The organism is Neobacillus bataviensis (genome assembly GCF_019969725.1).
The window spans coordinates 1-413 of record NZ_JAHXYW010000070.1 but is presented as its reverse complement, the minus strand read 5'-3'; the positions used below and the strand labels follow the sequence as shown (position 1 = coordinate 413).

Sequence of the window (413 nt, the reverse complement as noted above, 5' to 3'; positions counted from 1 at the left end):
TCTCCGGATCAAAGCTTACTTACAGCTCCCCGAAGCATATCGGTGTTAGTCCCGTCCTTCATCGGCTCCTAGTGCCAAGGCATCCACCGTGCGCCCTTTCTAACTTAACCTAAAAGGTTTTACTCTAATAAATAGAGAGAAAAACTAAAATGGCGATTACTCGGTTTTTACTTGGTTACTTCTTCTATTACGATTATCTAGTTTTCAAAGAACGAAGTTCTGAGAGATTGCACTCTCAAAACTAAACAAACAAGAAACCATCAAACAAACTGTATTGTCTGGCTCTTACGTCCAGCTTATATCCTTAGAAAGGAGGTGATCCAGCCGCACCTTCCGATACGGCTACCTTGTTACGACTTCACCCCAATCATCTGTCCCACCTTAGGCGGCTGGCTCCTTACGGTTACCCCACC

The 413-nt window shown here is 44.6% G+C and carries 2 rRNA genes; both read right to left on the bottom strand.

What is annotated here, in order from left to right:
- Positions 1-110, bottom strand: a 23S ribosomal RNA gene (locus LC455_RS31190); the annotation flags it as partial.
- Positions 111-308: 198 nt separating this feature from the next.
- Positions 309-413 (bottom strand): 16S ribosomal RNA (locus LC455_RS31185); the annotation flags it as partial.